Annotated in this window: 10 protein-coding genes; all 10 read left to right on the top strand. The window is 46.6% G+C overall.

Annotated features, from left to right (window positions below; all coding sequences use genetic code 11):
• A partial coding sequence (locus tag AB840_RS18135; protein ID WP_048513478.1) for a TonB-dependent receptor plug domain-containing protein occupies nucleotides 1-947 on the top strand: 947 nt, incomplete at its 5' end.
• Nucleotides 925-1,446 (top strand): hypothetical protein, encoded by a 522-nt coding sequence (locus AB840_RS03725; RefSeq protein ID WP_048513477.1) that lies wholly within the window; start codon nucleotides 925-927, stop codon nucleotides 1,444-1,446. The genes AB840_RS18135 and AB840_RS03725, both read left to right, overlap by 23 nt.
• Nucleotides 1,447-1,450: 4 nt before the next feature.
• Complete coding sequence (locus tag AB840_RS03720; RefSeq protein WP_048513476.1) at nucleotides 1,451-1,756, top strand: hypothetical protein; 306 nt, start codon at nucleotides 1,451-1,453, stop codon at nucleotides 1,754-1,756.
• 15 nt (nucleotides 1,757-1,771) lie between these two features.
• The gene (locus AB840_RS03715; protein WP_048513475.1) at nucleotides 1,772-2,128 is read left to right on the top strand and encodes a hypothetical protein; all 357 of its coding nucleotides are present in this window, start codon (nucleotides 1,772-1,774) and stop codon (nucleotides 2,126-2,128) included.
• Nucleotides 2,129-2,146: 18 nt separating this feature from the next.
• Nucleotides 2,147-2,911: a hypothetical protein gene (locus AB840_RS18225; protein WP_048513474.1), complete on the top strand. Its 765-nt coding sequence runs from the start codon at nucleotides 2,147-2,149 to the stop codon at nucleotides 2,909-2,911.
• Between the two features lie 764 nt (nucleotides 2,912-3,675).
• Nucleotides 3,676-4,869 (top strand): CaiB/BaiF CoA transferase family protein, encoded by a 1,194-nt coding sequence (locus tag AB840_RS03700; RefSeq protein ID WP_171969692.1) that lies wholly within the window; start codon nucleotides 3,676-3,678, stop codon nucleotides 4,867-4,869.
• A gap of 26 nt (nucleotides 4,870-4,895) precedes the next feature.
• Entirely contained in the window at nucleotides 4,896-5,798 is a 903-nt protein-coding gene (locus tag AB840_RS03695) for a hydroxymethylglutaryl-CoA lyase (RefSeq protein ID WP_048513472.1), read from the top strand.
• Nucleotides 5,799-5,825: 27 nt separating this feature from the next.
• Nucleotides 5,826-6,728, top strand: a complete 903-nt coding sequence (locus AB840_RS03690) for a hydroxymethylglutaryl-CoA lyase (RefSeq protein ID WP_048513471.1) — start codon at nucleotides 5,826-5,828, stop codon at nucleotides 6,726-6,728.
• Nucleotides 6,729-6,761: 33 nt separating this feature from the next.
• Nucleotides 6,762-8,072: an MFS transporter gene (locus AB840_RS03685; protein ID WP_200809887.1), complete on the top strand. Its 1,311-nt coding sequence runs from the start codon at nucleotides 6,762-6,764 to the stop codon at nucleotides 8,070-8,072.
• Nucleotides 8,073-8,204: 132 nt separating this feature from the next.
• Nucleotides 8,205-10,115: a sigma-54-dependent Fis family transcriptional regulator gene (locus AB840_RS03680; protein ID WP_048513469.1), complete on the top strand. Its 1,911-nt coding sequence runs from the start codon at nucleotides 8,205-8,207 to the stop codon at nucleotides 10,113-10,115.
• Nucleotides 10,116-10,354 lie beyond the last annotated feature (239 nt).

Below are 10,354 nucleotides of genomic sequence, written 5' to 3'. Positions count from 1 at the left end.
CACGGGATGTTGTCGTGGAAGCAGACCGTGCCAAGGAAGAAGCGAAGTACAATTCGCAAAGTGTCACCGTCATTACCAAAGAAGATATTGCGCGCAAACAAGGGAAATCCGTGGAAGACGTAATTTTCAACGAAGTGGGCGTGACCAGAACTGTCGACGCTATGGGTAAAGTAGGTATCTCTATCCGTGGGGCCGATCCTCGTCATACCCTGATTATGGTGGATGGCCAGCCTGTTTTGGGAGACGTGAGCAAATACAGCGGCAACGGCGACGAGCTCATGCGGATCGGTGCGGAAAATATCGAACGCATCGAAATCATCCGCGGTGCGGCCAGTGCTAAATATGGGGCTGATGCCATCGGCGGTGTCGTCAATGTCATCACGAAAGGGCCGAAGGATACGATGAGCATGGAGTTCAACGCCGAAGGACGGTATCATAGCTCACGGTATACGAGCCCCAATGAAACAAGCGCCTTGCCGTCTAATTTCTATCTTCGCGCCGATACAGGCAAGATCGGCAATTTCAAAGCCGCTGCCTGGACGTCCAAGCGGGATATTCTGCCGGTCTACGCCAAAGATCAGACCCATGTGGCCCATTATGCAACCGGCGATGTGACCTATACCAATTGGGAAAAAGGAAAGAACTGGTATGATGACTTTAAGCCGTCCCTGCGCTTTTACGGCAAGGAAACGAGCAGCGGCATGGCTGCAAGCTATGAATTTAATCAGAATCACAAGATTGACTTCCGTGTGACCCGGGAGGACGAAGATGTGGAGCGCCGCAACAAGACAGCCTGGGAACCGGTGCTGGGCGGCTCGTTTGAGGAACCGATGAGAGTTTCCAAGCAAACCATGATGAGAGATACTTATGCTGTTTCTTACACGGGAAAAGGCGGCAATACAGATTGGAAACTGGATGTAAGCCATGGTAAGAACACGGGAAAATAACAGTACTATTTTGTCCTATTATGGCAGTGGGCATAGTGCGTATAGCGGAAGTAATATATTAGGGGATGTAGACTGGCTGGACCATCGGCGCACGAATATCAATGATGGCGGCGATTGGTTCCTGAGCCGCCCCGTCGACCTGTCGGAACAGCGCAAATCCGGCGACGTCCGCTTCTTCGGCGATTACCGCGTTCGCAGTAACATGTTTAAAGGAGAAAATAAAGCAGTCATGCGGGAAACGAAGGAAACCCATGCCGATAGCGATGCGGCGAAGAATCATGCCGATCTGTCCGGTCACGGTCTGGAACAGCGACTCCGTATCGGCGTCGATTACCGGATTGCCGACGGATTGAACCTGCAGGTCATCGGTTCCACGGCGAAACGGGATACGTCGTACAACGTGGCGGACAAGCGCGGTCTTCACGATCCCTACCTGGAACAGGAGGAATTGACAAAGAGTACCAAAAAAATGGGACTGGTCTGTAGGTCGTATTTCTGAGCCCATGGGCGTGACGGGCTATTGGTTTGGTAAGGAATACGACGGCGCCCGTGTCATCTATACGGATGACAAAAACCAGGTCAGCCTGGGATATGGTGATTTCAGTCAGACCACGGGGATTATGGACAGTGCCTATAATCATAAGGAAGTGGCGGTTTTTCGGCGGGCACCAACGCTAAATGAATTATTGGGATATAATGCCACTACCGGAGATATTTATCCTATGGCCTTTGATACCAATGTACAGGCAAATTATCGGGAAAAATTTGATCATGCAGGGCAGATACAAGACCCCAAAACAGGAGAATGAAAAAACGATCCGTCCTTGAGTGAAGTTGATATTGCCCGAAAGAAGCTGGCTGTCGTCAATGAATTGGTTGGTATATGTGAAAATATTGATAAAGTAATGCAGGAAAGCCAGGATTCGGCTATGCAGGGAGTAACATATCGCAGTTGGCAGCAGTGGAAAGATAAACAAGAATCAGTCAGTGGAGTTATTAATATTGCACCTAGCTTAAGGTACCTTGATATAAAGCTTACGTTACAAAATGGACAAAGTATAGATATGGAAAGTACGCAGTACATATATACCTTGCCTTTTGGTTTTATGAAACTGGGGACGAATATAGGCGGTTATATCTTAGCGAATGATGCTTACGGTGGTGTAGACGGGGTACTGTAGGAAACACATATCAGAACTATGCTGGGAGATATTCTGGATGCGACTGTAAAAAAAGAGGGGAATGTCGTCAAGAAATATGCCTTTACCGGTCAGAACGGCGAGATAATTCAGACTGCAGACCGACAGGTTGCGTTGGATCATATGTTTGCTGATTTTGTTGGACAAGATGCAGCTGTGATGTATAAAGATTATACTATCCGACAACCTGGGGTTAATTTTATGGGAAATTTTTTGGCAAAGATAGCCTATTCCTACTATGATCCTACGGCAGGAGCTCCCATCCCTTTGCCGGGAGCTCCTCAAGAACTATTGCAGACAGGATATGTCCTCAAACAAGATAAAATCCCCGCCATGGACCGGGCTGCCTATATCAAGGTGCGCCGCCAGCTCAGCGACACCGTCGGCGTGGAAGCGTGGAAGCTCAATTCCTTTGGTGAGGGAACACAGGACTCTCATGACCTTCACGACATGCAGATCGCCGACGTCCTCGGCATCGGCATCGCCGATACGGACATGCCCGGCAGCTGGCACGCCTATCTGGATTACAAGGCCTTCGACCACGGCTCCTTCATTGGCGGCACGGGCGCCGACCTGCCGGACCGCTACTTTGACGGCATCCGTTCCTTCACGACCGGCATCGGTTACGTCCCGGCACGCAACCTGCTCCTGGAAGCCAGCTATACCTTCGGTGCCAAGAGTACGCAGATGCGGGATACTCTCTATACGCCGGAAAACTTCACACTGGGAGACTATACGAGAATCCAGATGACGTATAAATTTTAGCCTAACAAATCGCGGGATTGCCCCTATGTGGCAGTGCCGAGCTCGATGAATCGAGCCCCTGGTATCATAGGATTATACTGGACGTGGCTACGGGGTATCAATGAATGAGATTTCCCCGCGAATCAGTAATGAATTGCCAGGGAAAACAAAACACGACATGCCATAGCGAAAAAAACTTCGCTATGGCATGTCGTGTTTTTATCATTACCATTGCAAATGGTACATTTATATGATATTGCCAGTGATTTTTCAAGCGGTATTCATGCCTAAGTGGTTTCTATGTGCGGCTGTGTGTTTCTTTCATTGGCTTTTTTTGTTATCTGTCTGCGCTGCAACGCGAAACCGGACAGCCGTTTCCACTATATTTTGGTGTAAAATACCTTGAGATTTTGGAATAAAAAGACTGTCTGGCAGAAAATAAGGAGTGTGTATTTCAATTTCAAAAATTTTCTTTTTATCAGGACAGATTGTCTGAAAGCGATACTGTACAAGTGGAACATAATACGACAGAAAAATACATATATTGTAAATGAAAAGCACATAGCATGGGCATATGTGCTTTTTTTAGTGTCTAAAATACCCAATTTGCCTGACATTGAAAATACAAAACAATACAATACGATACAAAATAATACTATTACAAAATACTATGCAATTTGATAAATGATAATTCATCACATATACTATGCAATAAGCAAATCAACAGGCGGCCGGTAGTGCTGTAGGTACTATTTGCGTATATCGTAAGAGAAAGGGTGTTGGTGATGGAAAAAGGTATTTTGGACGGAATTGTTGTATTGGATTTGACGCGGGTGCTGGCGGGACCGTATTGCGGAATGTTTTTGGCGGATATGGGGGCTACTGTTATCAAAATAGAACAACCCGGAAAAGGAGATGATAGTCGGGCTTTTGGTCCTTTTTTGAATGGGCAGAGCTGTTACTATATGAATTTGAACCGCAATAAATATGGAGTTACGCTGAATCTGAAGGACCCGGAAGGCAAAAAGCTGTTTAAAGACATGGTCCAAAAAGCCGATGTCGTCATTGAAAATTACCGTCCCGGAACCATGAAAAAGTTAGGACTCGATTATGACGTGTTAAAAGAGCTCAATCCGCGGATCGTATACGGAGCATGCTCCGGTTTTGGACAATATGGGCCGTACAGCCAGCGACCGGGGTATGACATCATCGGACAGGCTATGGGCGGGCTGATGAGTGTGACTGGCTGGCCCGGCGGACAACCGACACGCTGCGGTACTGCCATGGGAGATGTGCTCGGCGGGCTGAGTATGGCTGTAGGTGTGCTTGGTGCCGTAGTACATCAGCTTCAGACCGGGAAGGGACAGTTAGTCGATGTATCCCTGGTAGATTCCGTCGTATCGTCTTTGGAAATCATCACACAGATCTATTTGGCATCCGGGCGGATTCCCGAACGGATCGGCAACCGGTACGAATCGACATATCCGTACGATTCGTTTATTGCCAAGGACGGCAGCGTTATTATCGGCTGCGGCAACGATAAGCTTTGGCGGCTGATGACGCAGGAAATGGGACAGCCTGAGCTGGCGGATAATCCCGATTATAAGGCTGTCAAAGATCGTGTTGCGCATCATGAGCAATTGAAGGTCATCATCGAAAAATGGACACAGGATCAAACGGTAGATGCTGTTGCCGACCGCCTGACAAAAGCCGGCGTACCCTCGTGCCCGATCATGACGATCGACAAGATCGTGAAGGATCCTCATATTGTCGGCGCCCGCCATATGTTTGTGGATGTGCAGCATCCCGTAGCAGGTCCTACGACACTGACCGGCGATCAGATCAAATTCAGTGATTGGGATCAAAAGGTCCGCATGCCGGCGCCCACATTGGGACAGCACAATGAAGAGATATATGGCAGGCTGCTGAATCTTGATGCGGCTCGGGTTGAAGAACTGAAAGCAAAGCATGTCTTATAATCTGCGTATAAAAGAGGGTAAATAGAATGAAAAAAGTAGAAATATATGAAGTAGGGCCCCGGGACGGATTTCAGAATATAAAGGAATATATTCCGTTGGAGACAAAGCTGGAAATTGTTGATGGGCTGGTACAGGCAGGTATCCGGCATATAGAGGTAACTTCCTTTGTATCACCTAAAGCGATTCCCCAGCTGAAGGATTCATTGGAGCTGTCCAGACGCTGTCTGGATCAGTATCCGGATGTTGATTTTATTGCGCTGATTCCCAATCTCCGCGGTGCACAGGCGGCAGTACAGGCTGGTATTAAGCGGATTGCCTATGTAGTATCCTTGAGTGCGAGCCATAATAAGGCCAATATCAACAGAACACACGAACAATCGTATGCGGCGCTGCAGGAAATTATGACAGCATATCCGCAGCTGGATATTATTCTGGATCTGGCAACTACCTTTGGATGTCCTTTTGAAGGCAAGGTTCCAGCTTCACGAGTCGTCGAATTCTTGGAAGAGTATATAACGTTGGGAGTAAAGCAGGTATGCCTGTGCGATACCATCGGCATTGCCAATCCTGCGCAGGTCCGTGATAGTATTGCGGCTCTCCGAACGGCATATCCGCAGCTGGAACTGCAGGTGCATATTCATGATACCCGCAACATGGGAGCGGCCTGTACGCTGGCGGCCATTGAAGCGGGCGTGACCAAAATACAGTCTACGCTGGGAGGGCTGGGCGGATGCCCCTTTGCGCCCGGCGCATCGGGCAATCTGGCAACGGAAGACATGATATACATGCTCAATGAAATGGGCTATGATACGAATATAAACTTTGAACGGATTTTAAATCTTGCCAAGGAGGAAGTAAAAAGAATTCCCGCCGGAGTATATAGCGGTCATCATATTCATGTGGATGCTACTTCCCAATGCTTCCGTTAATGCTATTTCAAGAGAGGAGATGCACTAATGGAACAACAGGTGCAATTTATAGAAGTGGGTCCTCGCGATGGTTTCCAAAGTGTCAAAGAATATATTCCCGTGCCGGTAAAGCTGCGGATTATTGATGCGTTGGTAGCTGCCGGCGTCAAACGGATGGAAATGACGTCGTTTGTATCACCCAAAGCGATTCCCCAGCTAAAAGATGCTGCCGAAGTCGTACAAAAGACGTTAGAAAAACACGACAATTCGGAGATGGAGTTTTATGCGTTAGTTCCCAATATATATGGTGCTAAAGCGGCTTTGGCGGCGGGATTGTCAGAAGTGGCTACGGTAATTTCCGTCAGTGAATCGCATAACAAGGCGAATATTAACCGGACTGTGGCACAATCGCTGGAAGGCTTGGAACGGATGCGCCAGGAACTGCCTGACTTATGTATCAATCTGTCGATGGCTACCGCATTTACCTGCCCTTTTGAAGGAGTGACGCCTATAGAAAACGTTCTGCGGATTATCCGCAGAGGAACAGAGCTTGGCATTACCCGATTTTGCCTTGCTGACACAATCGGTCAGGCAGATCCGCAAATGGTGCGTCGGACACTGCGCATTGTGCAGGCTGTGTTTCCCGATATTACGCTGGATGTGCATATACATGATACTCGTAATATGGGAGTGGCCTGCAGCCTGGCGGCTATTGAAGCAGGAGTCACCCATGTGCAGGCGGCTCTGGGTGGATTGGGCGGCTGCCCTTTTGCCCCGGGAGCCTCCGGTAATGTTGCTTCTGAAGATTTGCTGTATATGCTGGATTGTATGGGATACCATACGGGGATTCAGTTTGACCGCGTATTGCAGGCCGCTAAATATGAAGCGGCAGTTATTCATGGCAACTTCAGCAGTCATCAGATTCATATAGGAGAACCATGTCATCGATAACCTATGGGTTTTGTTTTGAAAGGATGTGCTGTTATGCAGAAAAAATCAAGCTATCGATGGATAGTAATGACCATACTATTTATACTTTATACAGTGGCCAATGCGGACCGGGCCAATTTAGGCTTTGCGCTTCCGTATATTCGCCAGGAATTTCATATGAGCAATACAGAGGCAGGAGCAATTATCAGTTTTTTCTTTTTGGCCTATGCGATTTTTCAAATTCCCTCAGGGTTTTTGATTAAAAAGTTCGGCAATAAAGTCATGTTTTGCCTGGGAATGCTGATCACATCTATTTGTACTGGCCTGATGGCTATTGCTCCGAATGCGTTAGCGTTTAAGCTTTGCCGTCTGGGCGTAGGGATTGGGGAAGCTCCGGTTGCCATCTCAAGTTCGGGTACAATTAATAATTGGTTTCCGCCAAAGGAAAAAGGGACGGCAACGGGGATTTTTCTGGCGGGTTCTAAAATGGGTCCGTTGGTGGTGCCTTTTATATGTGCATGGATTATTCAAATGTGGACATGGCATATGATTTTTATCGGATTTATGATTCCCGGAATTATGTTAGCTGTTGCATGGTGGTTTTTAGTAGCCAATAGACCCCGTGAAAGCCGCTTTTGCAATCAGGCAGAGGTGGAATACGTGGAGTCGGGCGGCGAAGAAATAAGCAAAAGTGCCCAAAGCCCTCAGCGAAAATATAATATGAAATGGCTGGACAAAATTATTCGGGCTAAAAAAGTAGAAAGATTGGCATCGCCGAAACAAATTTTTACCAGTACAGACATGTGGGCGATTGCTATTGGATACTTTTTTGTGGTGGGCTTGTCAAGCGTGTTTATGTCATGGCTGCCCTCTTACTTGGTCAATGTAAAGCATTTTGCAATAATGAACACTGCTTTTGTTTCGGCGGCCCCGTTTGCAGGAACGGTAGTAGGTAATTTTTTTGGCGGCTGGGCCTCCGATCATTTGCTGGGTAAGCGCCGGAAACCGATGATGATGATTACGGCCCTTTCGACAAGCGTATTTATGTACGGTATGTTGTCTGCGCCGGAGGAACCTGTTTTATTGGCAATTTTATTATTTTGCGCCGGTGTATTTTTAGCCTTTGGATATTCTATGTATATGGCCTATGGTATGGGACGTGCAGATCAGAAAAACTATCCTGTGGCTTTTTCATTAGTCAACACGGGCGGGCAGATCGGCGGTGCCGTTATGCCCTTGATTGTGGGCATGATCTTAGATGTATTTAACTGGGATGCCGTATGGCTGACCATTGCGATCGGCTCTTTAATTTGTTTTGCCGTCATATGCACGGCAACGGAACCGGTAGACGATCCGTTAATATAACCGTTATGTCAGGTACGCCCTCCTTTGCTGGGTCAAGGGAGGGCTGTATTCATAATTGTTTTGCGGGGACCTTATCTGATATAATAGACAGATAGTTCGTATTGGGTATAATTAAAATAACAGGGAGGCATTATGTCGAAAATACTATTTATATCGCCTTCGGTACAGTTGGCAGCGCGGGCCAGAGAAATCATTGCAGAACGGAGTCTGGAGGTGGAAGTACAGGTTGCCTCCCTGAAAGAATCAAAGGAAATAGCGGCCAGGGCGGTTGAAAATGGGATTAAGGTGCTCATCAGCCGCGGGGGTAATGCTTCTATCCTGCAAAAGTGTTTTGCCGTTCCTGTCATTAAGGTCAAGCTTACCAGTGGATGCTATATTGAAGCTTTTGAAAAAATCCGGAGTATAGAGGGCCCGGTTGCTTTCTTTTCAGTGGAAGAAATTCAAGATAATGTAAAAACACTTTGTTATCTGATGGATGTTGAAAGTAATTTCTATCGTTTTGATAATGAAATGGCGGCGGAAGATGTAGTGAAGAAAGCGGTGCGGGACGGTAATGTACTGGGCATTGGAGGCGTCGTTACTGAAAAATATGCCGGCTTGTATGATCTGGATTACGTTACGCTGGAAAATTCACGTGAAGATATAGAAATGGCGTTGGATTCGGCACAGCAGGTTTTGGCATCGCTGCAGCGGGAGGAAATAAGGCGCAAGTCCCTGCAGCTGCAATTGCAGCGATATGAAGTTATTTTTAATTATACTCATGACGGCATTATTGCTATTGATAAAAAAGGCAAAGTAGAAGTTGTCAATAAGCAGGCCGAGAAAATACTGCCGTTAAAAAACAAACCCTATGAAGGCCAATATATTGAAAATATACTGCCGTCAACCAAGATGCACACGGTCCTGCGCAGCGGAGAAATGGAAACAGATGAATTAATGAAGGTTGGGAATGCTATTATTAATACGAATCGTATTCCCATCATTATTGATGGGCAGATAGAGGGCGTCGTGGCTACTTTTCGTGATATAGAGTCTATCCGTATCAGTGAGCAGAAAATCCGCAGCAATCTGCATAAAAAGGGATTGGCTTCCAAGTACCGTTTTACAGATATGATTGGGGAATCAAAGGCGATCCAGCGGGCCATACGGATTGCCAAGGGGTACGCTAAAAATAATTCTAATATTTTGCTGTTGGGAGAGATCGGCGTAGGAAAAGAAATGTTTGCACATTCCATTCATCGTGAAAGCAGACGCCGCAATATGCCCTTTGTCGTCGTGAACTGTGCCAATGTATCGCCGGTAGTACTGCTGGCTGATTTGCAGGGCTATGAAGAAGGCAGCAGTCCCTTTGGCGCCAAAGGACATAAGGAAGGGATGTTTGAATTAGCACACGGCGGTACCTTATTTTTAGATAAAATCGAAGACGCACCGCTGGGAGTGCAGGCCCTTTTGCTGCGTGTGCTGGAAGACAATGAGGTGCGCCGGATCGGGGGCGATCATGTTATTCCCATTGATGTGCGGGTGATTGTGTCGGCCAATAAAACATTGACAAAAAAGATTGAGGAAGGGACGTTTTTGGAGGAACTATTTTACGCTATCAGTGTACTTACCTTGGAAATTCCGCCGCTGCGGGAACGGGGAGATGATTATCTTCTTCTCTGCAGTGACTGGTTTCGGCGTTCTTTTGGTGCCGATTTTCGAAAATATGAGGGAAAAATAAAGGATATTGAAGAATATATAAAAGGATATACATGGAAAGGAAATATCCGCCAGCTTTCCAACTTTGTGGAACGGGTCAGTGTGCTGCTGAAAAATGATATGTCCGTAGAAGAGGTCGTATCGACGCTGCCGGGGCTGGCACATCCGGCAGATGAAAAAGAAAATGTTATGCTGGGAAAGTGGACCCGGGCGGCGGTATTGGAAGCGTTATCAGAGAGCAAGCTTAATATTTCACGAGCTGCCCGGCTGTTGAATTGCAGCCGCAGCACACTGTATAAAAAGATGGACGAATTTAATATTAAGATTACCAATGGTACTACATAGGCATACTAATAATTCAATAAAATATACCTATGAATAATAAGCATGGATAATGTGCAATATCTATGCAGTATATTTGTAATGTAATAATTGACATGTCTTCAAAATGATGTAAAATTTATTGGCATAAAGGACTTACAGGCGAAATCGGTTTTTTAGCCACCATGATTTTGACATAGGGGGATGAAGGCGATGGTACTTTTGATATGCAGTGCTGTTCTCAGTGTGGTTCTTGTCTATGC

The organism is Megasphaera cerevisiae DSM 20462 (genome assembly GCF_001045675.1).
Classification (GTDB): domain Bacteria; phylum Bacillota; class Negativicutes; order Veillonellales; family Megasphaeraceae; genus Megasphaera; species Megasphaera cerevisiae.
Note: the sequence above shows the minus strand (reverse complement) of the source record. Positions and strands in the feature narration are given on the sequence as shown.